Source organism: Mesorhizobium sp. dw_380 (assembly GCF_018588885.1).
In the GTDB taxonomy this organism is placed as follows: domain Bacteria; phylum Pseudomonadota; class Alphaproteobacteria; order Rhizobiales; family Rhizobiaceae; genus Mesorhizobium.
In genome coordinates this window covers 108,416-132,900 of sequence record NZ_JAFFIW010000007.1, presented here as the reverse complement: position 1 = coordinate 132,900, position 24,485 = coordinate 108,416, and the positions used below count along the sequence as shown (strand labels likewise).

Sequence of the window (24,485 nt, the reverse complement as noted above, 5' to 3'; positions counted from 1 at the left end):
GACTACCGAGCCTTTTGATAGCGAATATAGAACAGCGTCAGGCCGAGAGAGATCAACAAGATGACTACAGCGCTCGCCGAAGCCTGCGACAGGTTGTAGCTCGAGAACGCCAGCTTGTACGTGTAGGTGCTGAGGACCTCGGTCGAGTAGATCGGGCCGCCGCCCGTCGTTATCCAGATTAGCGGGAAGACCTGCATGGTCCAGATGAAGTCGAGCAGCGAGATGCTGATGATGATCGGCATCAGCTGCGGGATGGTGATGAAGATCAGCTTCTGGTAGGCCTTCGCCCCGTCGATATCGGCGGCCTCGTAGAAATCCTTGGGAATGCCCTGCAACCCAGCGAGCAGGCTGACCATGAAAAGCGGGTAGCCCGCCCAGATATTGGCGAAGGTGACGGCGTGCAGCGCGGTCTCGGGCGAGGAAAACCACTCGACCTTGGAACCGATGATGCCGATTTGCATGAGAATACTATTCACGACACCGTTCGGCTCAAGCAGTAGGCGCCAGATCACGGCGATAATCACCGCGGTGAACAGCCAGGGCAGTATGTAGAGCACGCGCAGAATATTGCGCAGCGTCGGATTGATGCGGTCGCTGTTCAGCATGAGTGCGAAGACCATGCCGATGGTCATGTGGAAAATGACACTCATGCATGTGAAGTAGAGCGTGTGCCACAGCGAAGCCCAGAACACGGGGTCGTCGAAGATCGCCTGGTAGTGTTTCAGTCCGGCAAAGGATGGGTCACGACGCAGCACCGCGCTGTTCTGGAACGAGTAGGCAATCACCGTCACCATCGGCAGCAGCATCAGAAGCCCGATTATGAGCAGCGATGGCGACAGATAGAGGTAGGGTGCGACCGCTCGTTTCAGCTTGTGGTGGGAGCGCTTTTGCCGGGTCATGTGCCAACCTTGGGATACGCCTTCAAGAGAAGGTAAGCTTCGGAAACAGGTCCATCTCAAATTGCCGATCCGTTGTTGCCGGGTGGCCTGCCCAAAGTCAGGCCACCCGGTCGAAGATAGCAAACGGGAACAGGCCGATCAGAATTTCGCCATCCAGCCCTTCTGAGCGGTGGCCGCGGCTTGTTCCGGAGACTGCTCGCCGGCGAGCATCTTCTGGGCTTGCACGTCGAACTGGGTCATCAGGTCTTCAGCCACCGGCAGGCCTGTGAACTCATTGGCGAGATAACCGGTCTTGAAGATTTCAAAAGCCTTGCCGAAAGCCTTGTCCGAGGTCACGAAATCGGGCTTGGCGTTGACGTTGCCCGGGAAGGCGTTTGCAAGCGACACGAGCTTGGCGTTCACCTTTTCACTCATCAGATATTGGACGAGTTTCCAGGCCTCTTCCTGATGTTTCGAGGCAGCAGAGATGCCGATGCCCCAGGAGGCATAGGGAAGGCCGCGCTTGCCGGTATAGTTTTCCACGACCGGGACCGGGATGAGGTCGAAGTTCAGCTTGGGATTGCGTTTGCGGATGAGGTTCACATGCGCGAGCGAGTCGATCATCATCCCGACGCGGTCGTTGACGAACTCCTCGACCTTTTCCTGCTCGGTCTTGGTGGCGATGCCGGGCGAGATGGTGCCGGCGTCATTGAGTGATTTGACGAAGGCGAGCATATCCACCACCGGTTTGCCAACGAGGTCGGGCTTGCCGTTCGCCATCATCGACTGACCCGATGCCCAAACCCACGACATCATGTCGTTCTGGACGCCGGATGGCGTTTGCAGCGACAGGGGCAGCACCCAGCCATACTGGTTCTTGTCGGCGTGCGTCATCTTCTTGGCGGCTTCGAGAAACTCCGCACGGGTCGACGGCAGCTTGGTCACGCCTGCCTGGGCGGCGAGGTCCAAATTCACGAAGACCGGATAGACGAAGGAAGCCACGGGAAACATCACCGCCTTGCCGTCCACCTTGATGATGTCCGCGACCTGGCTCTTATCGAAACCGCTCGCATCCATCATCGGATTCATGTCGGCGAGTGCGTTCTGCGCATTCAGATTGTTCACCCAGGCGCCGTCGAGGCCGACGACGTCGCTGAGCGTTCCGGTTGCAGCACCAACCGAGATCTGGTCTCGCGTGGTCGCGTAGGGGCCGCTGACCAGCGTCACCTTGATTCCGGGGTTTGCGGCCTCGAAGCCATCCATGATTGCCCTGAGCGAGCCCGCCGGCAATTCGGGCTCCCACCATTGGGTGAATTCCAGCGTCGTATCCGCCATGGCGCCGGTTGCGCCAAGCAACCATGCGGCCGCGGCTATTTTCAGCATCGCGGGTTTTATACGAAACATCATTTTCTCCTCCTTCTTTAGGATCGACCGCACAATGCGGGCCGATCGTCTGGTTATTCAGAAGTCTTCTTATGCAGGCGCCTCACCCCTCACCCGCGGGTCTTGTCGCGGATATTCAGATCGTCAGATGCGTCTCGGGATCGAAGAAATGGAGCTTGGCGTCATCCAGGGCCACCCTGATTTCCGAGCCGGAGAGGACTGTGCTGACCGGTTCGAATTTCGCCACCGCATTCGACGCCAGGCCGAAATCCTGCACCGCGTCAGGGTCGCCGGAGTCCACCCGGACCGCGTCGATGTTAAGATGGACGATATGTTCGGATCCGAGTTCTTCGATCGAGGTCACCCTTGCCGGTATCGTCTGATACTTGCGGCCGGATTCGAGGCTGCTGTCATAGAGATCCTCCGGTCGTATCCCGAACACGACCTTGCGCCCGGCATACGACCTCAAGCCCGGCCTGCGCACGAAGGCTGCATCCTGCAGCCGGATGGCCAAGGCGCCGGACATCAGTTCGTCGCCCGTCAGGGTCGCCTCGAAAAGGTTCATCGAAGGAGACCCGATGAAGCCGGCAACGAAGGCGTTCACCGGCGATTCATAGAGCCTCTTGGGTGTGTCGACCTGCTGCAGCACGCCGCCTTTCAACACCGCGACCCTGTCGCCCATCGTCATGGCTTCGGTTTGGTCGTGGGTCACATATATGGTCGTTACGCCGAGCTGCTTTTGCAGACTGGTGATTTCGGCGCGCATTTGAACACGCAGTTTCGCGTCCAGATTGGAAAGGGGTTCGTCCATGAGAAAGGCTGCCGGCTCGCGCACCATGGCTCGGCCCATGGCAACCCTTTGACGCTGTCCGCCTGAAAGGTTCGCGGGTTTGCTGTCCAGCAGAGACGTCAGTTGAAGGGTTTTGGCGATCTCGTCCACGCGCTTTTTGCGCACGGCCTTCGGCTTGCCTGCCAGCCGCATCGAAAAGGCGATGTTTTCGAACACCGTCATATGCGGGTAGAGGGCGTAGCTCTGGAAGACCATCGCGATGTCGCGGTCCTTGGGCGGCATGTCGACGACGTCGACTCCGCCGATCCGAAGGCTGCCGCTGGTGACGTCCTCCAATCCCGCGATCATCCGCAACGCGGTGGATTTGCCACAGCCGGACGGCCCGACGAGAATCAAAAACTCGCCGTCCTCGACCGACAGGTTCAATTGGTCGATTGCGTGAAAATTGTTCCCGTATGTCTTGCAGATATTCTCAAGAACGACTTCTGCCATATTCCTCCCTCCACAAGTCTAAGCCACTGATTTTTATGATTGTCCTCGGCTTATGTTCACCTGCGAAATGTTTCCTCGGATAGTTCGGACTATGTTCCGGTGTCGAGCCCCGCATATTTCAGTTCGACTGCCGACGGCGCGTTCGTCGATGCCAGGAGTTCCGTGACCTGGTCGTCGGTCGGAAGCGCCTCGCGCCCGCCCCGCCCCGTTATCGAAAGGGCCGCCGCCGCGGCCGCGAATGCGACCCGGCCTGCGGTGTCGGCCCCGCGCGTCAATGCAAGGGCATAGGCGCCATGAAAGCAGTCACCGGCGCCGGTCGAGTCGACGACGGCAACCCGGTGCGGAGGCAGGTGCCAGAGCCCTGTCTCGTCGCGTCCGCGATAGAAGACGCCCCTGCCGCCATCCGTCAGAACCACGGCGGACCGCGACGGCGACCACAATGCATCGAGTATCTCGGCCGGCGACCGGCGGCCCGTGGCGGTCCGCGCAAAGCCGAGCGGAAGAATGAGATGGTCGCAGAGCCCGATCAGTCTCTCGGTGGCTGGGCCGCGGCTCCATTCGACATCGCCGAGGATCGCAAGGCCGAGATCGCGAGCCCGAGCCACGACATCCAGCGACCCGATCCCGTAACTATCGACGATCAGGACGGTCGCGCGGCTGAGGACCTCGTCCGGAAAGTCCGACGCGGTGCCCAGCATCGCTTCGTCGTCATACGCGATGAACCGCTCCCCATCCGAACCGACGGTGATCCGCGAGCGCACCGGGCGCGCGTGCGGGTGGCGCGGCGCGAACGCGGTTTCAACGCCACTCGCAACGAGATCGCACAACACGGCGTCGTCGGCGGCACTGCCCAGCCATCCGACGAAGCCGGCGGTTCCGCCGAGCCGCGCGACGGCGGCAAGTGCCGTTGCGACATTTCCCCCGAAAGCTCGGGCACTTTGGAGAACCTTCCCCTTGCCCGCCGACAACGGCTGATCGACATAGACGATGTCGTCGATCGCAATAGCTCCGAAGCCGAGGATTGAAGGGACGGCGGGCATTGTTCAGGCACCCGCCTTCGCCAAGGCGTCTTGCGCCGAAAGGCCGTCATGGATGACGCCCCGAAAGGCAATCGCTGCCTTTTCCGGATCGCCATGCCCCCAGAGATTGCGGCCCACCACGGCACCGCGCGCGCCGGCACGGATGGCGTCCGCCGTCTGCTGAAGGGCGCCGAGCAGCGTGTCGGTCTTCGGACCACCGGCGATCACAACCGGCACCGGGCAGGTCCGAACGGTCTCTCGAAATGACTCGAAATCGCCCGTGTAGCCGATCTTGATTACGTCGACGCCGGACTCGTAGCCGATGCGTGCCGCATAGGCGATCTCGTCGGGGGTGAAGACGATTTTTGCCCCGTCGGTGAAATCGCGAGGGTAGATATGCGCCACCACCGGCATGCCGTAACGGGCCGCCGCATTCACCGAATCGGTCAGCCAGCGTATGTATTTGCCCTCGGTCGCGCCGCGCACCGGAATGGCCACGGCCAACGCATCGGCGCCAGCGCGCACCGCATCCTCGGGCGTTGCAATCAGTTCACTGATGCGATCGTCTGGAGTGAAGCAGCCGGCCTGGATCACCAGGGAAGCCTTGCCCGCGTATTGCGGCCACAGATGACGCGCGGTGCCAGGCTGGATGCTGACGTAGTCGGGTTTGCCCACCATGACGCGTGCAAGCGCGCCCGGCAGGTCGGCAAGACCTCCTTTGCGCACGTCGCCATAGCCGACAAAGTGGTCGACCGCGCCGCCAAAAAGATTCCCCGATGGATGTGAGAAGAGGCGCGCCAGGCGCACCTTGGTTCCGAGGCTCATGAGTCTAAAACTCTCCAATCGATTGGTTTCAAAATCCTGGACCCAGTGTTTGCGAAAGAAAGGATAAATGCAATCTTTCGAAAGCTTTCGAATTCGCGTATTTTTGGTAGAGTGAACCGAGGCCAGAGCGATCGCTTGGCGCATGGAGACAAGGACAGGGCAATGTTGTCAGAGCAGAGACGCCAATCGATCCTGGGTGAAGTGCAACGCAGCGGACAGGTTCGCATCAAGGACCTGTCAGACGAATTTGGCGTGTCGGAAGTCACGGTGCGCTCCGACCTCGAGATACTGGACCGCAAGGGACTGCTGACCAAGACCCGCGGAGGGGCGGTGACCCGGACCACAGATTCGACCACGGCCGCGTTCGCCCGGCGGATGCAAACGAACCTCGATGCAAAGAAACGCATCGCCCGGGCAGCGGTAGAACTGTTCGAGGACAACCAATCGGTCATCTTCGACGGCGGCTCGACATTGATGCAGGTTGCCATGCTGTTACCGCCGCTCACCAATGTCGTGGTCGCGGCCACGGCGATGAATATCGTGCAGCATCTGATGCATCGGCCCGGGCTCGACGTTCACATGATCGGTGGCCGGGTCTATCCAGACACGGTGAGCACGCTGATCACCGATGCCGACACCGCTCTCGGCGGCTTGGTAGCGCATCAGGTCCTTGTTGGAGCGCATGCGATTGACTCATCACTGGATGTGGTCGACGTGAACGAAGACATGGCGCGAACGAAGCGAAACCTCGTGCGCATGGCCCGGCGCGTTGTCCTCCTTGCGGATTCGAGCAAATGGGGCGTCAGCGGGACCTCCAAGGCATTTTCGCTGTCGAGCGTCGATGTTGTGATCACCGACGATGGCCTGTCCGACCCGATACGCAGCCAGCTTGATAGGACCGGGGCCAAGGTGATCTATGCCTGACCCCGTCGCGGTCCCTGGCCGCGACGGAAATATCCAATGCGCGCATGACCCACGGGATTCGCATCGGCGGTCGGCCGTTTTTTCATGTCAGTCATTTTCTCCTCCTCAGAGGCTGGCGGCCTCCCGATATCGCGCCAGCATTTTCGTATGCTCTATAAAAATTTTACGCGCGTCAAGATTTAAAATGTTGTATAGCGCTTTCGAAAGCGATCCGTTGCTGGCGCAACGGATCCGGCAGACCATGACCGCATCGGGAGGTACGATCGAAAATGCAGGCAAAATCGAAGGAAAAGCTCGGAATCGGTGTCATCGGATGCGGCAACATCTCGATGACCTACCTTCGCAATGCCGCGCTCTTCGGCAGCATCGAGCTGCGCGCCTGCGCTGATATCTCGGCCGATATGGCGGCCTTGCGAGCCAAGGAATATGGCATCCGCGCGCTCGGCGTCGATGCGCTTCTCGCCGATCCGGAGGTCGATCTCGTCCTCAATCTAACCATTCCCGGCGTGCATTTCGACGTCACCATGTCGGCGCTTTCAGCCGGCAAGCACGTCTTCACCGAAAAGCCGCTGGCGACTTCGGCCAGCGACGGGCGCCGGCTGGTGGCGGAGGCGACAAAGCGCGGGCTGCTGCTTGGCTCGGCGCCTGATACGTTCCTTGGTGCCGCCGGACGCCGGGCACGTCGCCTGATGGACGAAGGCGCCATCGGCCGCCCGGTCACCGGCACCGCCTTCATGATGGGGCGTGGCATGGAGCACTGGCATCCCAACCCGCAATTCTATTACCAGCCGGGCGGCGGCCCGGTGTTCGACATGGGCCCCTATTACCTGACCATGCTGGTCAATCTGCTTGGTCCTGTCGCGCGTGTCATGGCGATGGCAACGCGTGGCCAGGAGGAGCGGCTGATATCAGCCGAAGGACCGTTCAAGAACACCATTTTCAAAGTCGGCACGCCGACCAACGTGCTGTCGCTGCTCGAATTCCGCTCCGGCGCTACCGTCACTTTCGGCGCCTCGTGGGATGTCTTTCGCCACTCCAACCATCCGATCGAGTTGCATGGTACGGAAGGCTCGCTGCGCCTGCCCGATCCCGACACGTTCGGCGGTACCGTCTCGCTGTCCGAACGCGGCGCAGTCTGGAAGGATTTCGCCAGCGAGGGCGAACTCTATGGCGCCCGCAACTGGCCTTATGCGGCGCCCGATCGCGCCAACTACCGCATGCTGGGCGTCGCCGATCTGGTGCGCTCGCAGAAGACCGGCGTCCCACCTCGCGCGTCCGGCACTCTGGCGCTGCATGTGCTGGAAATCATGGAAGCGATCCTGCAGTCAGGCGAAACGAAAAGCTCCGTTGCCGTTTCCGGCGATGTCGTCCAGCCAGCGCTGCTGACCGAGGACGAAGCAGGCAGTCTGCTCGCCTAGTCGATCAAGGAGATACGATGACGCTCGACCCCGATGCTTGGCGCGCCCTCGAAATCGGCCGTGCGGCCGGCGGCGAACCATTCGAGCATGGCAGCGTGGCGGCGGCGCGAGCCGCCTACGTCAGCTCGTTCCCCACGCAACAGGGCGAGCACGAGCCGGTCGCGGCGACCTCGCAGCAGCGGATCGACGGGCCGAACGGCCCGGTCGCGATCCGCATCCATCGCGGCATCGGCGCGCCACGGAAAGGGGCGCGCGCCGTGCTCTATCTGCATGGCGGCGGCTGGGTCATCGGCAATCTCGATTCGCATGACGAGATCTGCCGCTGGCTGGCCAATCTGGGCAATGCCGTGATCGTCTGCCCCGATTACCGGCTGGCGCCGGAACACAAATTTCCGGCGGGGCTCGAGGATTGCACGGCAGCGCTCCGCTTCATGGCGCAAAACGCCGGCGAGCTGGGCATCGATCCGGGCAGCATTGCCGTCGCCGGCGACAGCGCCGGCGGCAACCTCGCCGCCGTGCTGGCACTGCTCGCCCGTGACGGACTGGCGCCGCCGTTTGCCGCGCAAATCCTGATCTATCCCAACACCGATGCCCGCCAGACGGCCGACAGCTATCGGCGTTTCGGCGACGGCTTCGGGCTCACCGCCACCACCATGGCCTGGTTCCGCAACCACTATGTGCGAACTCAGGACGACATCACGGACTGGCGCGTTTCGCCGCTGCTCGCGTCAAGCCTTGCCGGCGCGGCGCCGGCGTTTGTCGCTGTCGCCGGCCACGACATCCTTGCCGACGAAGGCACGGCCTATGCCGAGCGTCTGAAGGCCGAAGGCGTGCCGGTGGCCCTGCGGCGCTGGCCGGGCCAGATCCACGGCTTCGTCTCGATGGGCCGCCACATCCTCGCCGCGCGGCAAGCGGTCAGCGAGGCGGCGGCCTGGCTGCAGCTGCAGGCTCAGGCCGATTGACGCATCACCAAGGTCGCGCCCAGCTTGACGTTGCGCGCCAGATCCTGGCCGGGCGGATCGGCTTCGTCGAGCAAGGCCAGCAGGATCTCGACACTGCGGCCGGCCATGGCAGTGAAATCCTGCGCCATCGTGGTCAGCGCCGGACAGGTGTAGCGGCTCAGAGGGTGGTCGTCATGGGCGGCGACACGGAAGTCGCAATCGGCTCGGCGACCTATCTTCAGCCCACGCGAAAAAGCGGCCGCCATGACGCCGAAGGCGAGACGGTCATTGGCGCAGAGCAGCGTGCGGGCCGGCAGGCCGCCATTCCCGAGCGTCCTGTCCATCCATTCATGGCCGATGCGCTCGAAATCCCAGCTGTAGTCGGCCGCCGCCTTGAGAACGACGGATTCCAGGCCGGCGGCCTGCATTGTGTCGATATAGCTCTGCAGGCGCTCGCTCGAATTGTGATTGACGTGCGGGATGTCGACATAGACCGGCGGCTCGCCGGACCGGCAGAGATAGTCGACGATGGTTGACGTGCTCTGGTGATTGTCGTTGCCGACGAACGGCGTGTCGCCCTCGATATACGTGTCGAAATAGACGATCGGGATGTCTTCGCTCATCCGCTCGAAGACGCCGGGCTCGGAGACCGATCCGAGGGGAGCGACGATGGCGCCGGCGACCTTCAGCGACATCAGCGTCCTGACCGATTCCGCCTCCAGTTTCGGCGAACCGTGCGAGGAGATGACGATCGGCCAGAAACCCTCGTCGCGGCAGCGCAGTTCGATGCGGCTGACCATTTCGGCATAGAACGGATCGGTGAGCGCCGGCACAATGATGCCGACATTGCGGGTACGCTTGCGGTTGAGATTGCGCGCGAAGACGTTGGGCTGATAGTCCGACGACCGCAGTGCCGCCTCGACGCGCGCCCGCGTCGCCGGCTTCACGCTCGCGGGATCGTCGAAATACTTGGACAGGGTCGGACGCGATACGCCGGACGCCCTGGCGAAATCATCCATCGTGCGGTGGGTCTTCTCCGCCATCGAATTTCCAGCCCCTTTGCCTTTGCCCTCGTCCACCAACCGTCTCGTCCGGCCAGAATCAGTCTTGCGGCCGGCGCCATGAGCAGCAATGCTTGACTGAACTTATTCAGTCAAATTTTTCGCGTTTCCAATACAACGCAAAACCATTGCGCGCGTCAAATTATTTATTGACGCTCTTAAATCGGCAACCTAGGTTTTGAACGCGCACGGCAATAGAGATGGCGTTCGGCAACCGGCCGCCGGCAGGCCGGCGAAATGGTGAGGGACATGAAGAAACTGGTTTGCGCCGGCGAGATCCTGGTCGAGATCATGGCCGAGCGGATCGGCCAGAGCTTCCTTGCCCCCGGCCCGCTGGTCGGCCCGTTTCCATCCGGCGCGCCGGCGATCTTCATCGACCAGGCGGCGCGGCTCAGCCAGCCAGCGGGGCTGATCGCAGCCGTCGGCGACGACGATTTCGGCCATTTGAACATCGAGCGCCTGCGTGCCGACGGGGCGGATATCTCGGCCATTAAAATCCACCGAGGCGCCGCGACGGGGACCGCCTTCGTTACCTACGAGACCGACGGCAGTCGGCACTTCGTCTACAACATCAGACAGAGTGCCGCCGGCCTGATCGAGATCGGCGAGGAGGCGCGCGCGCTGCTGGCCGGCGCCGATCATTTTCACGTCATGGGCACCTCGCTGTTCTCGCCCGAGGTGATCGAGGTGGCGCGCAACGGGATCGAGACAGTCAAGGCGCGCGGCGGCACGGTCTCGTTCGACCCCAACATCCGCAAGGAGATGCTCGATCTGCCGGGCATGCGCGAGGCCTTGCATTTCGTGCTGTCGAAGACCGATGTCTTCCTGCCGAGCGGGCCGGAACTGTTCATCTTCGCCAAGGCGAGCGATGAAGAGAGCGCGGCGCGTGAAATGCTGGACCGCGGCATTTCCACCGTGGTCGTCAAGAAAGGCGCGGACGGTGCTGTCCACTACGACCGGACCGGGCGCACGGTGTCGCCCTGCTTCGCCGTCGACGAAATCGATCCGACCGGCGCCGGTGACTGTTTTGCCGCGGCCTTCGTCTCCTTCTGGCTGCGCGGGGCGGCCCCCGAGACAGCACTGCGCATCGCCAATGCCTGCGGCGCGCTGGCGGTGACGAAGAAGGGGCCGATGGAGGGCATCGCGTCGCTTGCCGCCGTCGAAGCATTTCTCGAGACCGCCAAGACCGGAGCGCCGGCATGAGCCAGGCGACGGACAGGCTGGCGGCAATCGCCTCGCGTCGTGCGGCGGGCGAACGCCGCGGCATCACCTCGATCTGCTCGGCCCATCCGCAGGTCATCGAGGCAGCACTGCGCCATGGCAAGGGACGCGGCGCCGATGTGCTGATCGAGGCCACCTGCAACCAGGTGAATCATGAAGGCGGCTATACCGGCATGACGCCAGGGGATTTCCGCCGCTTCGTCGAGACGATCGCCGGCAAGGTGGGCTTTCCCCTGGACAGGCTGGTGCTCGGCGGCGACCATCTCGGCCCCAATCCCTGGAAGCACCTGCCGGCGTCCGAGGCCATGGTGAAGGCTTCGCGCATGGTCGATGCCTATGCCGAAGCCGGCTTCACCAAGATCCATCTGGACGCCAGCATGGGCTGCGCCGGCGAAGGTGCGGCACCTTCCGACGCGACGATCGCGGCGCGCGCCGCCGAACTGGCCGAGGTGGCGGAGGCCGCCGCGAAACGAACTGAAGGCGCCAAGCCTGTCTATGTCATCGGCACGGAAGTGCCGGTGCCGGGCGGCGCCCTTGAAGCCATGGACCATCTGGCGGTGACGACACCCGAGGCAGCCCTTGAAACCGTGCGCATCCACCGCCAGGCTTTTAGCCAGCGCGGGCTCGACCAGGCCTTTGCGCGGGCGATCGGCATCGTCGTGCAGCCAGGCGTCGAATTCGGCAATGCCGAGGTGATCACCTATCAACCGGAACGCGCGCGAGCGCTAGCCGGCACGTTGCAAGACCTGCCGCAATTCGTTTTCGAGGCGCATTCGACCGACTATCAGCCGGTCGCGGCGCTAACGGCGCTGGTCGATGACGGCTTCGCCATCCTCAAGGTCGGGCCGTGGCTGACCTTCGCGCTGCGCGAAGCGCTCTACGGCTTGAGCCACATCGCCGACATTCTTGCTCCCGACTCCTCACGGGAAAGCCTGCCGGCGGCGATGGAGCGCGTCATGCTGGCGGCGCCCGGCAATTGGAAGAATTACTATCACGGCTCGGAAGCCGAACAGCGGATCGAACGCCATTTCTCCTACAGCGATCGCATCCGTTATTATTGGCCATCGCCGACAGCCCAGGGGGCCACAGACGCGCTGATGCAGGCGCTCGGCGACCGCGACATCCCCTCGCCTCTCATCAGCCAGTATCTCGGCCGTCTCGACGGCGCGGTGGCCAGCGGATCCGTCGCGCCCAAAGCCAGGGAATTGCTGATCGCTGGCGTGACGGAGGTTCTCGACATCTACGCCAGCGCGACAGGTTGATCCGGCCCCTCGGCGACTTGGATCTCGTTGAGGAAGTCGTTGCGCGATCAAGAGAAGGTGCAGTGATGGAACTCCGCGGTCCCGAGAGCGCCAGCCAGGCCATGCTGGCGCATCTCAGAACCGTCGCTCGCAATCTGCTCGGCCGGTAGCAACCGGCAATCGGGAGGCGCGGGTGGCACCTCCCATCCCGAACATCACTCGCCACGCATCGTCGCCTGGAAGGTCGGCAGGTGCTTCTTCTGCGCTTCCAGCATGCGTTCGCGGTAGACACCGTAGATGACATCGGTGTCGTGCAGCGTCACGCCGGCGATTGTCGGCGAGGCGAAGACCGGAAGTTCGATGCCGCGCTTCGCCAGCTGCTCGGCGGTGCGGGCTATCAGCTCATGCGCCAGGATCATGGCGAGCACGGTGGACGAGCCCGAGACCGGACGGCTCCAGCCTTCGACCGGAACGATCGCATCCTCGATCGGCGAGCAGGTGTCGATGACGAGGTCCGCGGCATCGGCCAGGCGCTTGCCGGAGGAGTGCGTTGCCGGCTTGTCGAGGTTGTTCTTGCTGGTCACCGCGACGACGAAGATGCCGCGCTTCTTGGCATAAAGCGCGGTGTCGATGCCGGACGAATTGCGGCCGCTATGGCCGAAGATGATGATCGAGTCGCCCTTGTTCAAAGGTTGGTGGTCGAGGAATTTCTCGGCGTATTTCTCGGTCCGCTCCAGCCACAGCAGCTCGCGCACGCCGCCGGCGCCGAGCACGTTGTGCCACATCACGCGCGGGTCGGTCAGCGGGTTGAAACCGACATAGCTGCCGTAGCGCGGGAACACTTCCTGCACCGGCAGCACCGAATGGCCCGAGCCGTAGAGATGCACCAGCCCGCCGCCCTCGAGCGTATCGGCAAAGCGGCTGGCGGCCTGGCCGAAGGCTTCTTCGTTGGTTTTCGCTGCCTGGTCGATGAGGGCGGTGAGACGGTGGATATAGAGATCGGACACGTGGGTACTCCTGTTCTGTGTCGGCTTTGGATGGATCAGCTTCTTGGGGTTGACGGGACACGCCCGGCGCGCAGCGTCGAGCGGATTTCGTAGCGGTCGCCCCGCATGATCGAGACGGTGAACTCGAACGGACCGCGCTCGTCGGTGGTGATGCGTTCGACTACAAATGCTGGACTGCCGGCGGGCAGATCAAGCAGTTCGGCGTCCGCCGCACCCACCGCACCGACGCGGTAGTTTTCGCGCGCGGCCACCGGCACGATGCCGTAATGGCGTTCCAGCGCCTCGTAGAGGGACCCCTGCAGCAGGCCGGCATCGAGGAAGCCCGGCACGCGTGCCGCCGCAAGCTGCGCCGTCTGGATACCGATCGGCTCGTTGTTGCCAAGCCGCAAGCGCCTGATGCGCACCACGGGATCGCCTTCCTCGATCTCCAGCGCGCCGGCAGCAGAGGCGTTGGCCGTGGTCAGGCTACAATCGAGCAGGCGCGAGCCGGCGACCACGCCCATATTGCCCATTTCCTGGGTGAAGCTGGTCAGTTCGCGGGTGCCGGCGACAAGTGTGGTGGAGCGCACGAAGGTGCCGCGGCCGTGTTCGCGGCGCAGCAGCCCGCCTTCCTCCAGGTTACGCAAGGCATGGCGCAGCGTGATGCGGCTGACGCCAAATAAAGCGCACAGCTTGTCCTCGGCCGGGATCTGATCGCCCGTCGCCCATTCGCCGCTCTTGACGATGGCGCGGATCGCCTCCTCGACCTGGTACCAGAGCGGTTCCGGCCGTCTGCGGTCCGGCTGCTGAAAGCTCGCTTCGCTCATCGCACCTGTCTCCACTCTTGCCCCGCGGCTCCGGCCAGCGCCGCACCGACGAGACCAGCACCCGGCCCGAACTGGCCGGGCTGAATCTCGACGCCGCGCAGATGCGACGGCAGCTGGCGGCGCAGCGCCGCGAGCAGCGGCGGCCTTATCACGTCCAGCGCCTCGGCCAGTCCGCCAGAAATCAGCACCGCCTGCGGATCGAGCAGCGCGACGGCGCCGGCAAGTGCTGTGCCGAGCTGGCGCGCCGGCACTTCAAGCAGGGTCTGCGCGGCCAGCTCGCCTGCCTGGGCAGCGGCAATCAGCGCACGGCCATCGGCCAACCCGATCTGGCCGGCAAGCGCATCGAGCGCCCGGCCGGAGGCAACACGCTCCAGCCAGCCGCTGCGCTCCCCGCCATGATCCTTGATGTCGGCGCAGGCCCAGCCGAACGAGCAGGCGCCGCCATGCGCGCCGGCGACGATACGGCCATTGGCGAGCACGGCGGAACCGATGCCGGTGCCGATGGCCAGCAGGATCGCATCCGACATGCCCTTGGCGCTGCCTTCGGCGGCTTCCGCCAAAAGCGCGATCTGCGCATCGTTGCCGAGCGCGATGCGCAGGTCCGGAAACAAGGCCTGGAGGTCAACGCCGTCGAGAAAAGGCAGGTTCGGAATCCAGCGGCAGACCGGGCCCTCCACCAGCCCGGGGACGGCAATGCCGAGCGCCTCGACCGATCCGGCCTCGGCGCACAGCGCCCGGACGCGGGCAACCAGGGCATCGAGGCTTGTCGGCGCCGGCTCGCGGCTCAGCATCTCCAACGCGCTGACGTCGCCGGTATGGATGGCGGCGCGCAGATTGGTGCCGCCGAGATCGATGGCGAGAACCCGCGTCATCGGCCGCGCCCTCCGCGGGCCGGCGGCGCAAACAGGCCGCTGCCGGCATTCCACGAATGCGACGCCGCCGCGAAAGCCTGCGCATGGCGCGTGCCGCGCAGGCAGCCGCGCAGGCGGTAGAGTGCGCTGTAATAATCGACATAGGGAAAGCTGCTCAGCCCGCGCGCCAGTTCGTATTCCTTGACCGCTTCGCTCCAGGCGTCGAAGCCGTCGCTGACATCGACGAGATGTTCGGGGCGAAAGCCGTCGTCATCCTCCCAGTTCTCGCCGAACAAAAGCAGCTGCGGCGTGTGAGCGGCGTGGTCGCGCACGACAGTAGGCAGAGCCGCGTAGAAGATCCCGGTCTGCGTCAGATGGGCGGCGGCGCGATGGTCCTTGTGCCAGCTGCCGTGCCAATGGGTGATGACGATCTCGGGTTTGAGCTCGCGAATGACGTCGCACACTTTCAGCGCCGTCTCGTCATCGGAAGGCAGGAAGGCGTCGCGCAGGCCAAGGCTGCGTACCGTGACGCCGAGCCGGGCAGCCGCCCTGCCCGCCTCCTCTTCCTTCTGAGCGCAATAGTGCTCGGGTAAGAGGCAGGGATGGCCCTGTTCGCCCATGGTCAGATGCAGGAAGGTCACCGAAGCACCGCGCTTCACGGCAGCCGCCGCCAGCGGCCCGGCGATCACCTCGGCATCGAAGGCGTGCGCCCCGACGACCAGGATGGAGTGCGCGGCGTAGATCCTGTCCTCGATCATTTCATGCCTCCTCCGGCGCCGACGCCTTCGCGAATCTGGCGGGCGAGCAGACAATACATGATCAGGATGGGTGCCATGGAGATCGCCAGCGAGGCGAACACCAGGCCCCAATCGGTGCGGAATTGCCCGACGAAGACGCTGATCGCCAGCGGCACGGTCTTGTAGCGGTCGTCGAAGATGAAGATCAGCGGGAAGAAGAAGTCGTTCCACACCGCGATCGCCGTGAAGATGGCGACGATCGACACCGCCGGCTTCACCATCGGCAGGATGATCTGGAACAGGATGCGGGCCTCGCCGGCGCCGTCCATGCGCGCCGCCTCGTCGAGTTCGGAAGGCAGCACGCGCATGAAATTGGCGAAGATGAAGACGGCGAAGGGAATGCGGATCGCCGAATAGACGAGGATCAGCCCGGTCAGCGAATCGAGGAGGCCGAGATTGCGCATCAGCGTGAACAGCTCGACCGAGGCAAGCCGGATCGGCAGCATGATGCCCGACAGGAACAGGCCGAGCATGATGGCGTTCCAGCCGAGCTTGTAGCGGCTGAGCGGATAGGCGGCCATGGCCGAAACGACGATGGTGAGGATGACCGCGCCGCCGGTGACGATCAGGCTGTTGACAAAATTCTGACCGAGATTGGCACGCGTCCAGGCGCTGACGAAATTATCGAAGGCAAAGCTTTGCGGCAGGCCGAGCCGGTTATCGTAGATCTCGGCCGTGGTCTTGAAGCAGGAGACGACCAGGATGTAGAGCGGCAGCAACACGGCCGCCGTCCACACCGACAGCACCGCCCAGCCTGGCAGCCGCGCAAGCTGGCGCGAGAGGGCCGGCCCCTGCGAGATCGCCAGCGCGCTCATAGCTGCACCGTGCGGCGGTCGAAGAAGCGCAGCATCATCAGCGTGCCGGTGCCGAGGATCAGGAACAGCATGGTGCCCAGCGCCAATGCCAGGCCGATATCGGTGATGCCGACGGCGCCCTCCGCGCCGAAGGCCAGCCGGTAGAAATAGGTCACCAGCGTGTCGGTCGAATAGCTAGGATTGCCCTGCACGCCCTGCATCACATAGACGATGTCGAACTGGTTGAAGGTGTTGATGAACGACAGCGTCGTCAGCGTGCCGAGTGCCGGCATCAACAGCGGCAGCGCGACCGAAAACAGCATGCGTGCACTGCCGGCGCCGTCGAGTTTCGCCGCCTCGAAGATCTGGCCGGATATCTGCCTGAGACCTGCGGTGTAGATCAGCACCGGCAGGCCCATCCAGTTCCAGGCGTCGACGGCGATCAGCGTGGCGAGCGCGATATGGCTGTTGCCGAGCACCGTGAGACTGCCCTGGTGCAGGCCGAGCCCGTTGAGAGCCCATTCAATCACACCGCCCGGGGCCAGCAGCAGCCGCCACAAGGCACCGACGATGACCGGGCTCAGCATCGCCGGAAAGAAAAACACCGATTGGAAGAAGGCAGCGCCCTTGTCACGCAGGAAAAGCAGCCAGGCAAACAGCAGGCCGATTCCGTTCTGGAAGACCATGATGCCGAAGAACCAGGCGGTGTTGTGCCAGAGCGCGCCGTAGAGCCGCGCCCCACTGGGAAAGACAAACAGGCGGCTGAAATTCGAAAGGCCGGCGAACTCGACCATGCGCAGCCCCTTCCAGATGAAGAAGCTGCCCCACAGCGACATCGCCAGGGGATAGAGGACGAACAGGGCATAGACCGCCAGCGCCGGCAGGATGAACAGCACGGCCATGCGCTGCTGCGTGCTTCGAAGGCTGCTTCTGCGGCGAAGGGTGGTCATGCGCTGTTCTGTCCGGACGAGAGGCCGGCCGCGATGCGGCCGGCTCGCTCCTACTGCTTCGGCTTGAACCAGGTGGCGACGGCGGCCTGCATGTCGGCGGCGAGCTTTTCCGGCGCGATGTTGCCTTCGACCATGTCGATGATCTCCGACTGCAGGACCGAAGACGCCGTCGGCGACTGCCAGCGGAAGCCGACCAGCGTCAGATAGGGCATCGAATTCTTCGACATCTCCATCATCTCAGCCAGCACCGGATCCTTCACCGTGATGTCGGTGCGCGCCGGCGGCCAGCCGAGTTCGTCGGCGAACATCTGCGCGAATTGCGCCGAGGCCATGAACCCTAGCACCTTGGTGGCGGCCTCCTTGTTGGCGCTTTCGGAGACGAGGCCGTAGGAGCCGTCCGAAAAAGCCGAGGTGTAGAGCTTTGCCCCGGCATCATCGGCGGGGAACGGGAAGATCGAGAATTTCAGCTTCGGGTTCTGCGACTTGAAGCTGCCATTCTCGAACGAGCCGCCAAGGAACATCGCCGCCTTGCCGCCGATGAATTGCTGCGTGGCGGTGGTGTAGTCGATGCCGGCGAAGCCGTCGGGGAAATAGGGTTTCAGCTCGGCGAAGCGCTTCAGCGCCGCGACATAGCGGGGATCCTCGAAGGTCGCCTTGCCGGTCATCATCTCGTCGTAGAAGCCCGGACCGTAGACGGTCGGGCCAATGACACCGACGCCGATCTCCAGTTCCCAGGCCGAGCCATTGGCGCCGCCGGTGGCGATCGGCGTGATGCCGGCTGCCTTCAGCTTCTCGCAGGCGGCGACGAAATCCTTGTAAGTCCTGGGGATGTCGATGCCTTGGGCCGAGAAGATGTCCTTGTTGTAGAAGACGCCCATCATCGGCACTGAATAGGGCACACCATAGAGCTTGCCGTCGGTGCGGCCGCGCGCGCCGCCGAGCGCCGCGTCCGGCATCTTCTTCAGCTCCGGCACGCTGTCGTCCAGCGCATCGAGATAGCCGGCTTCGACGAAAGGCTGCAATTCGCCATAGGCCTTGAGCTGGGCGATATCGGGCCCGCGGCCGCCGCGCAGCGCCGTGCTCAGCCGGTTCTGATAGTCGGCGTCAGGCGTGAACTGAATGTTGACCTTGATGCCGGGGTTCTTCGCCTCGAAGGCATCGAAGATGCGGCGCATCGCGGCCTCGTCCTCGGTGCGCCAGCTCCACAGCGTCACCGTGCTGTCGGCTCTCGCCGGGAGGATGGTGAAGACGCCGGCGCAAGCTGCGGCAAGGCCGCCGATAAGCCCAAGGGCGGCGCGCCGGTGAATTGAAAGCATGCTCATTGCCAGTCTCCCATTGTTCTCAGTTCTTTGGCGTTTCGCGGCGTTCCGATGCCGCGAGAGAGTCATTGGCTCAAGGGAAAGTCATTATAACGACATAGCAGCATTCGCAAGAGGTCTGGCACGCCTCCGGAACGGAACGAAGAGGGCCTTCCGGCGTGAGATTTGCTATAATGTGTTGTTTTATATCAATAAAATTCTCCGCAATGGCACGCCAAGAAATCGAAGCCGGGCTCACACGCATCTTTTTCGCAACAGGCCCTTGCGCCATCGCTTCATGTTGTCATAACGTCATCGTGATCGTTATGCCTGTGTGGGAGGATGAGGATGTCTCTGGCCTGGACTTCGAAACTGGCACTGGCCGCGAGCCTGGCCATTCTGCCCGCCACCGGCTGGGCGCAATCGGTCAATATCTCGTATCTCACGCATTGGTCGCCGGAGACGGTCGCGCTGCTGGAAGCGGCGGCCAAGGATTATGCGAAGACCAATCCGGATGTCAGCGTCACCGTGCGCGCCGTTCCGTTCGGCGATCTCCTGACCACGCTGCGCTCCCAGGGTGGCGGTTCTGACGGGCCGACGATCGGTGGCATCTATGATCTCTGGCTGCCCGAGTTGGCGCGGGACAAGCTGGTCGCACCTGCTCCCGATGCGGTGGCCAACGAGGTCAAGGGCGCATGGCCGGCGGGCGTCACCAGTGCGGCGTCGGTCGGCGGCAAGCTCTACGGCATCCCCAACGAGATCGACGTCTACGCGCTGAACTACAACAAGGCGCTGTTCAAGCAGGCCGGCATTGCGGCAGCGCCCAAGACCTGGAACGAATTCAAGGAGGCGGCGAAGAAGCTGACCAACAAGGATGCCGGCCGGCAAGGTTTCGGCATGATCAATTCCTGGGCGGCCGGCGTCGTTCACCCCTTCGCCTCGCTGCTGGTCTCCAATGGCGGCGAGCTGGTCAAGGACGGCAAGCCGGCGCTGGACAGCCCGCAGACGGCAGAGACCTTCCAGCTCTACGAGGATCTGATCAAGTCGGGCGCCAGCGTTCCCGCCATGGCGACGGCCGACGCCAACACAACCGGTCCCTTCCTCGACAATTTCGTCTCCGGCAAGACCGGCATGATCATCATGGCCAACTGGTGGGAAAGCGCGCTGAAGACCGGCATGGGCGACAGATTCGCTGACATCGCCACGGCACCTATCCCGGTCGGGCCGAGCGGCGACAAGCCGCATTCGATCTCCTATTCCTGGATGACCGTCGTCGACGCCAATGCCGGCGCGGCCGAGCAGAAGGCGGCGTGGGATTTCCTCGCCTGGCTGAACAATCCGAAGTCCGGCAAGAACGGCGCCTCGGCGATGTCCGATATCTTGATGTCGATGGGCATCCTGCCCTCGCGCATCTCCGACATCGAAGCGCACAAGGACAAGCTCGGTTCGGAGTTCCTGTCCGGTTACGTCAGCGTGCTCGCCGACGCCAAGCCATTCCCGGTGGTGCCCGGCGGACAGGAATTCAGCGAATCCCTGCAGCAGACGCTCGAGGCGTTGCAGTATGGCCAGGTCTCGGCCAAGGATGCGCAGGCGACGGCGCAGGCCGACGCCACCTCGATCCTGGAGCGCGCCGCCAAATAATGATTCAGAGGTACCGTGCCTCGGCGGGCATCATGCTGGCGCCCGCCGTGACGCTGATCGGCATCTTCATCCTGTTGCCGATGCTGCTTACCATCTGGCTGTCCTTCCAGGACTGGTCGACGCAGACGCCGTTTTCCAGCGCCAGCTTCATCGGCCTCGACAATTTCCGCGAGATCTTTGGGCCGACCTCGGTCGGGCGCGACTTCAAGGGCGCGCTCACCAACACCGTCATCTACACCGCGCTGTCCGTCATCCTCATCCTGCCGCTGTCGGTGGCCTTTGGCCTGATGGTCTACCAGCATGACGTGGCCGGCGGCACGGCGCTGCGGACGGTGCTGTTTTCGACCTACATGGTGCCGATGATCGCGGTGGCGCTGGTCTGGTCGAAGCTCTATTCGCCGAGCGAAGGGCCGCTCAACCAGATGCTCGGCCTGTTCGGCATCGGCCCGCAGCCCTGGCTGTCATCGCCGCGCTCGGCGCTGATCTCGATCGTCTTCCTCAATGTCTGGCAGCAGGTCGGTTATTTCACCGTGCTGGCGATCGCCGGGCTGACGCAGATCTCCGGCAGCCTTTACGAGGCGGCAAAGCTCGACGGCGCCAGCCGGTTCGAGCAGTTCCGTTTCATCACCCTGCCCTTGATGCGGCGCACGCTGTTGTTCAGCGCCGTCATCGCCATCATCAACGCGGTGCAGGTGTTCGAGCCGGTGGCACTGATCACGCAGGGCGGGCCGGTCGGCTCGACCAATGTCTTGACCTACCACATCCGCCGCGTCGGCATCGAGCGCGCGCAGGGCGGGCTGGGTTCGGCCATGGCGGTGATGCTGATGCTGTCGCTGATCGTCGTGGTCTGCGCGCTGTTCGCTCTTGCCAACCGGAAGGACGTCGAATGAGCGCGGGATCGTCGAGCCGGTTGCCGCGCAATTGTCCGTCACGCCGCGAGGCGCTGCTGGCGACACTGATGCTGGCCGTCGCCGTGACGTCGGCCTTTCCGCTGGTATGGATGGTGCTGTCGAGCCTCAAGACGCCGGCCGAGAGCATGCAGGTGCCGCCGGTGTGGATACCGCGTGCGCCCAGCCTGGACGCCTATGAAAAAGTCTCCGGCGTGGTCAATGTCGGCCGCTCGATGTGGAACTCGTTGGTCATCGCCTCGATCACCACCGCCGGCATCCTCGTCACCAGCATGATGGCCGGCTATGCCTTCGCCAAATACCATTTCCCTGGCCGCTCGCTTTTGTTTTCCGTGCTGATCGCCACCATGTTCCTGCCGCCGATCGTGACGCTGATCCCGCTCTATCGCCTCGTCGGCTCGATCGGCCTCAATGCCAGCCTGGCCGGCATCATCGTGCCCAACCTCGCCAATGCTTTCGGCATCTTCCTGATGCGCCAGTTCATATCAGGCGTACCCGACGATTTGATCGATGCCGCGCGCATGGACGGCGCCTCGGAACTGCTGATCCTCTACAAGATCGTGGCGCCCAGCGTTGCCCCGGCGATCGCAGCGCTGGCCCTGTTCGCCTTCGTCTACCACTGGAACAGCTATCTGTGGCCGCTGACCGTGCTGCAGGGCAATGCCGACGCCTATCCGATCGTCATCAGCCTCAGCCGGCTGCTCAGCTACAACAGGGGCGCGGTCAACACCGGGTTGGTGATGGCGGGCGCCACGCTTGCCGTGCTGCCGCCGCTCATCCTGTTCGTCCTGCTGCAGCGCTTCTTCGTCGATTCCATCGTCGGCTCCGCGATCAAGGGATAGAGCAATTCCAGGAAAGTGTAGGGCGGTTTTCCCGGGAAAAACGTATAGCGTTTTCCCTTGGGAATTGCGTAAGGCGAAGAGCCCTTAATAAGGCAGCCCGACATAGTTCTCGGCCAGCGCGGTCGATGCGGCGCGTGAGTGCACGAGGTAGTCGAGTTCGGCCTCCTGGATGCGCTGGCCGAACTCGCCGGTATCGGGGAAGCGGTGCAGCATCGTCGTCATCCACCAGGAAAAACGCACCGCCTTCCAGACCCGCGCCAACGCCTTTTGTGAATAAGCGTCGATGCCCGCTTGCGATTTCTCGGCGTAGAAGTCGCGCAAACCCGCGAAGAGATAGCGCACATCGCTGGCGGCGAGGTTGAGACCCTTGGCGCCGGTCGGCGGCACGATGTGGGCGGCGTCGCCGACCAGGAACAGCCGGCCAAAGCGCATCGGTTCGGCAACGAAGGAGCGCAATGGCGCGATCGACTTTTCGAAGGATGGCCCGGTGGTGACGCTCGCCGCCGTCCGTTCCGGCAAACGGCGCCGCAACTCGTCCCAAAAACGGTCGTCGGACCATGCCTCGACACGATCGCCCTCGGGGCACTGCACATAGTAGCGGCTGCGGTGCGTCGAGCGCATCGAGCACAGCGCAAAACCCCGCTCGTGATTGGCGTAGACCAGTTCATGGTCGGCCGGCGGCACCTCGGCCAGCACGCCGAGCCAGCCGAACGGATAGTGCCGCTCGAAGGTTTTGAGTGCGCTTTGCGGCACCGATTTGCGGCTGACGCCGTGATAGCCATCGCAGCCCGCGATGAAGTCGCAATCGATGCGATGGTTGACGCCATCCCTGTCATAGGTGACGAACGGTGCCGCGCCGTCGAAATCGTGCAGCGCGACATCAGACGCCTCGTAGACCGTGGTCAGTCCGGCCGCCTCGCGCTTGACCATCAAATCATGCGTCACTTCGGTCTGGCCATAGACGGTGACATGCTTGCCGCCGGTAAGCGCCGCGAGATCGATGCGGTGCAGGCGGCCGTCGAAGGCAAGCGAGATGCCACTGTGCGGCAGTCCCTCGGAATGCAACCGCGTGGCTGCGCCCGCCTCTTCTAGCAATTCGACGGTGCCTTGTTCGAGCACGCCGGCACGCACGCGACCAAGCACATGCTCGCGACTGGATCGCTCCAGGATGACCGTCTCGACACCGATGCCGGCCAGAAGCTGTCCAAGCAGCAGGCCGGATGGTCCCGACCCGACGATGACCACCTGCGTGCGCATCAGTGTCCCAGGCTTTCGACCTGTGCGGCCAGTTCGGCGGCAAGGCGCAACGAAGCGGCGGTAGCGACAGCCATCTGCGGCAGCAACAGCCATTCCAGCGTCCAGGCAGCACCGGAGCGCTCCTGCTCATGCACGAGGGCCTGGTGCATGCCGGACAGCTGCGTGGCGTTGAAGCGGGCAAGCGCCACCAGCGCTTCGGCCTTCACCGGGTTCTGCTTGTGCGGCATGGCCGACGAGCCGCCACCGCCTGAAAGCGCGATGTCCGTGCCCGCCGTCGCCATCAGCGCAGTGTCCTGGCCGAATTTTCCGAGGCTGCCGGTCAGCAGGGACATCAGGCCGGCAAAATCGCCGAGCGCATCGCGCTGACTGTGCCACTGGGGCGCGTCGGCAAGACCAAGTTTGACCGCAAGCGCCGCGCGTACCGCTGGCCCCTTGTCGCCAAGCTTTTCCAGCGTGCCGGCTGCGCCGCCGAATTGCACCACCAGCAGGCGCCTCGACTGTTCCGACAATCTCTCCTGATGCCGTTGCAGAGGCGCCCGCCACGCTGTCACGCGATCCGCCACATGGATAGGGATCGCCGGTTGCATGCGCGTCATGCCGGTCAGCGCCCTGCCCCCGAAGCGTTCCTCCAATGAGACGAGCCGAATGATGGTTTCGGTCAGCAGCAGCCCGAGATGCTCGACGACGGATTTCAGACGGAGCACAAGGCCGGTGTCGATGACATCCTGGCTGGTCGCACCCACATGCACCTTGTCGCCATGCGGTTCGCCGACCGCGGCCCTGATCTGGCGCACCAGTTCCGGAACCATGACGCCGTCCTTGGCGACGCCGGCCCTGAGCAAGGCCGTGTCCGGACGGAACGCGGCAATAGCCGCCATGATCGCCACCGCCGCATCCCGGGCGATGATCCCGTTTTCGGCCTCCGCTTCCGCCAGCGCTCGTTCGAAGGCCAGCATGGCCTCGATTTCCGCCTCGACGGAAAAATGCCTTGATGCCTCCTCGTCGCCAAGGAGCGCGGAGAGCAGCGGATGATCGAAAGGCGATACGGTCATGTCCTGCTCCTCCTGAGCAGTTCGCCGTTTCAGGAAAACGGCGAACTGCTCTAACTTTGTTTTGACGCAATTCCGGACGGAAAACCGTT

General features: G+C 63.6%; 23 protein-coding genes. 8 read left to right on the top strand and 15 right to left on the bottom strand.

The window, feature by feature from the left end:
• Positions 1-2: 2 nt before the first annotated feature.
• The 5 genes from JT360_RS09640 to JT360_RS09620 form a co-directional block, all read right to left on the bottom strand.
• Complete coding sequence (locus tag JT360_RS09640) at positions 3-899, bottom strand: carbohydrate ABC transporter permease (protein WP_023764771.1); 897 nt, start codon at positions 897-899, stop codon at positions 3-5.
• 138 nt (positions 900-1,037) lie between these two features.
• Entirely contained in the window at positions 1,038-2,285 is a 1,248-nt protein-coding gene (locus JT360_RS09635) for an ABC transporter substrate-binding protein (protein WP_214471290.1), read from the bottom strand.
• Between the two features lie 112 nt (positions 2,286-2,397).
• Complete coding sequence (locus JT360_RS09630; RefSeq protein WP_214471289.1) at positions 2,398-3,543, bottom strand: ABC transporter ATP-binding protein; 1,146 nt, start codon at positions 3,541-3,543, stop codon at positions 2,398-2,400.
• An 89-nt stretch (positions 3,544-3,632) separates the two neighbouring features.
• On the bottom strand, positions 3,633-4,583 hold the full coding sequence (locus JT360_RS09625) for a PfkB family carbohydrate kinase (protein ID WP_214471288.1): 951 nt from the start codon (positions 4,581-4,583) through the stop codon (positions 3,633-3,635).
• A gap of 3 nt (positions 4,584-4,586) precedes the next feature.
• Complete coding sequence (locus JT360_RS09620) at positions 4,587-5,387, bottom strand: beta/alpha barrel domain-containing protein (RefSeq protein ID WP_023756676.1); 801 nt, start codon at positions 5,385-5,387, stop codon at positions 4,587-4,589.
• 162 nt (positions 5,388-5,549) lie between these two features.
• Between JT360_RS09620 and JT360_RS09615 the strand changes: the two genes are divergently transcribed.
• The 3 genes from JT360_RS09615 (at position 5,550) to JT360_RS09605 (ending at position 8,691) form a co-directional block, all read left to right on the top strand.
• A complete protein-coding gene (locus JT360_RS09615) occupies positions 5,550-6,311 on the top strand; it encodes a DeoR/GlpR family DNA-binding transcription regulator (RefSeq protein ID WP_214471287.1) in 762 nt (253 codons plus the stop codon).
• Between the two features lie 269 nt (positions 6,312-6,580).
• On the top strand, positions 6,581-7,729 hold the full coding sequence (locus JT360_RS09610) for a Gfo/Idh/MocA family protein (RefSeq protein WP_214471286.1): 1,149 nt from the start codon (positions 6,581-6,583) through the stop codon (positions 7,727-7,729).
• A 17-nt stretch (positions 7,730-7,746) separates the two neighbouring features.
• Positions 7,747-8,691 (top strand): alpha/beta hydrolase, encoded by a 945-nt coding sequence (locus JT360_RS09605; protein WP_214471285.1) that lies wholly within the window; start codon positions 7,747-7,749, stop codon positions 8,689-8,691.
• On the opposite strand, the gene JT360_RS09600 is transcribed toward JT360_RS09605, so the two are convergent.
• Positions 8,679-9,713, bottom strand: coding sequence for a LacI family DNA-binding transcriptional regulator (locus JT360_RS09600; protein WP_214471284.1), 1,035 nt, complete (start codon positions 9,711-9,713; stop codon positions 8,679-8,681). The genes JT360_RS09605 and JT360_RS09600 overlap by 13 nt on opposite strands.
• A gap of 267 nt (positions 9,714-9,980) precedes the next feature.
• On the opposite strand from JT360_RS09600, the gene JT360_RS09595 reads away from it, so the two are divergent.
• Positions 9,981-10,934, top strand: coding sequence for a tagatose kinase (locus JT360_RS09595; protein WP_214471283.1), 954 nt, complete (start codon positions 9,981-9,983; stop codon positions 10,932-10,934).
• On the top strand, positions 10,931-12,214 hold the full coding sequence (locus JT360_RS09590) for a D-tagatose-bisphosphate aldolase, class II, non-catalytic subunit (protein ID WP_214471282.1): 1,284 nt from the start codon (positions 10,931-10,933) through the stop codon (positions 12,212-12,214). Before JT360_RS09595 ends, JT360_RS09590 begins: the two co-directional genes overlap by 4 nt.
• Before the next feature lie 194 nt (positions 12,215-12,408).
• Here JT360_RS09590 and JT360_RS09585 read toward each other — a convergent pair whose 3' ends face one another.
• The 7 genes from JT360_RS09585 to JT360_RS09555 are packed head-to-tail and all read right to left on the bottom strand — an operon-like array spanning position 12,409 to position 18,720.
• The gene (locus tag JT360_RS09585; protein ID WP_214471281.1) at positions 12,409-13,200 is read right to left on the bottom strand and encodes a sugar isomerase domain-containing protein; all 792 of its coding nucleotides are present in this window, start codon (positions 13,198-13,200) and stop codon (positions 12,409-12,411) included.
• Between the two features lie 35 nt (positions 13,201-13,235).
• On the bottom strand, positions 13,236-14,006 hold the full coding sequence (locus tag JT360_RS09580) for a GntR family transcriptional regulator (RefSeq protein WP_214471280.1): 771 nt from the start codon (positions 14,004-14,006) through the stop codon (positions 13,236-13,238).
• Positions 14,003-14,878, bottom strand: a complete 876-nt coding sequence (locus JT360_RS09575; RefSeq protein WP_214471279.1) for an ROK family protein — start codon at positions 14,876-14,878, stop codon at positions 14,003-14,005. The genes JT360_RS09580 and JT360_RS09575 overlap by 4 nt, the downstream gene beginning before the upstream one ends.
• On the bottom strand, positions 14,875-15,615 hold the full coding sequence (locus JT360_RS09570; RefSeq protein ID WP_214471278.1) for a PIG-L deacetylase family protein: 741 nt from the start codon (positions 15,613-15,615) through the stop codon (positions 14,875-14,877). The genes JT360_RS09575 and JT360_RS09570 overlap by 4 nt, the downstream gene beginning before the upstream one ends.
• Positions 15,612-16,469, bottom strand: coding sequence for a carbohydrate ABC transporter permease (locus JT360_RS09565; protein WP_214471277.1), 858 nt, complete (start codon positions 16,467-16,469; stop codon positions 15,612-15,614). The genes JT360_RS09570 and JT360_RS09565 overlap by 4 nt, the downstream gene beginning before the upstream one ends.
• Positions 16,466-17,398, bottom strand: coding sequence for a carbohydrate ABC transporter permease (locus tag JT360_RS09560; protein ID WP_214471276.1), 933 nt, complete (start codon positions 17,396-17,398; stop codon positions 16,466-16,468). The genes JT360_RS09565 and JT360_RS09560 overlap by 4 nt, the downstream gene beginning before the upstream one ends.
• A 50-nt stretch (positions 17,399-17,448) precedes the next feature.
• Positions 17,449-18,720, bottom strand: a complete 1,272-nt coding sequence (locus tag JT360_RS09555; RefSeq protein ID WP_214471275.1) for an extracellular solute-binding protein — start codon at positions 18,718-18,720, stop codon at positions 17,449-17,451.
• Between the two features lie 324 nt (positions 18,721-19,044).
• Between JT360_RS09555 and JT360_RS09550 the strand changes: the two genes are divergently transcribed.
• Genes JT360_RS09550 through JT360_RS09540 form a run of 3 tightly spaced genes read left to right on the top strand, consistent with a single transcriptional unit; the run spans position 19,045 to position 22,087 of the window.
• Positions 19,045-20,337 carry an ABC transporter substrate-binding protein gene (locus JT360_RS09550; RefSeq protein ID WP_214471274.1) on the top strand — a complete coding sequence of 431 codons (1,293 nt, stop codon included), beginning with the start codon at positions 19,045-19,047 and terminating at the stop codon, positions 20,335-20,337.
• The gene (locus JT360_RS09545; RefSeq protein ID WP_214471273.1) at positions 20,337-21,227 is read left to right on the top strand and encodes a carbohydrate ABC transporter permease; all 891 of its coding nucleotides are present in this window, start codon (positions 20,337-20,339) and stop codon (positions 21,225-21,227) included. The genes JT360_RS09550 and JT360_RS09545 overlap by 1 nt, the downstream gene beginning before the upstream one ends.
• Positions 21,224-22,087, top strand: a complete 864-nt coding sequence (locus JT360_RS09540; RefSeq protein ID WP_214471272.1) for a carbohydrate ABC transporter permease — start codon at positions 21,224-21,226, stop codon at positions 22,085-22,087. Before JT360_RS09545 ends, JT360_RS09540 begins: the two co-directional genes overlap by 4 nt.
• 84 nt (positions 22,088-22,171) lie before the next feature.
• Here the strand turns inward: JT360_RS09540 and pobA are convergent, their stop codons facing one another.
• A complete protein-coding gene (gene pobA / locus JT360_RS09535) occupies positions 22,172-23,344 on the bottom strand; it encodes a 4-hydroxybenzoate 3-monooxygenase (protein ID WP_214471271.1) in 1,173 nt (390 codons plus the stop codon).
• Positions 23,344-24,396 carry a 3-carboxy-cis,cis-muconate cycloisomerase gene (locus JT360_RS09530; protein WP_214471270.1) on the bottom strand — a complete coding sequence of 351 codons (1,053 nt, stop codon included), beginning with the start codon at positions 24,394-24,396 and terminating at the stop codon, positions 23,344-23,346. The genes pobA and JT360_RS09530 overlap by 1 nt, the downstream gene beginning before the upstream one ends.
• Positions 24,397-24,485: the final 89 nt, after the last annotated feature.